Source organism: Nonomuraea sp. MG754425, from assembly GCF_021699195.1.
In the GTDB taxonomy this organism is placed as follows: domain Bacteria; phylum Actinomycetota; class Actinomycetes; order Streptosporangiales; family Streptosporangiaceae; genus Nonomuraea.
The window spans coordinates 1-224 of record NZ_SSXE01000625.1 but is presented as its reverse complement, the minus strand read 5'-3'; the positions used below and the strand labels follow the sequence as shown (position 1 = coordinate 224).

Below are 224 nucleotides of genomic sequence, written 5' to 3'. Positions count from 1 at the left end.
ATGGGACGCGTCACCCTGAGGAGGCCTGACATGAGTGGACTGTCCACTCCATCGACCATCCCCCTTCCCCGCCTGCGGCCATGGCTCCTGGCCGTACCCGTGCTCCTGCTCCTCGCCTACCTCGTCCTCATGGACAACGGCGCCGTCTCCCAGACGGGCACACTCCTGCACGAGCTGATGCACGACGGGCGCCACCTGCTCGGCGTGCCCTGCCACTGAGGGGC

At 68.3% G+C, this 224-nt stretch carries 1 protein-coding gene; it reads left to right on the top strand.

Translation table 11 applies throughout. The features are described from left to right. Nucleotides 1–30 precede the first annotated feature (30 nt). Nucleotides 31–219 carry a CbtB domain-containing protein gene (locus FAF44_RS54250; RefSeq protein WP_237111259.1) on the top strand — a complete coding sequence of 63 codons (189 nt, stop codon included), beginning with the start codon at nucleotides 31–33 and terminating at the stop codon, nucleotides 217–219. Nucleotides 220–224 lie beyond the last annotated feature (5 nt).

Bases quoted from the DNA above. Each gene is read 5' to 3' on its own strand.
- FAF44_RS54250 (WP_237111259.1), top strand. From the start codon at position 31: ATGAGTGGACTGTCCACTCCATCGACCATCCCCCTTCCCCGCCTGCGG.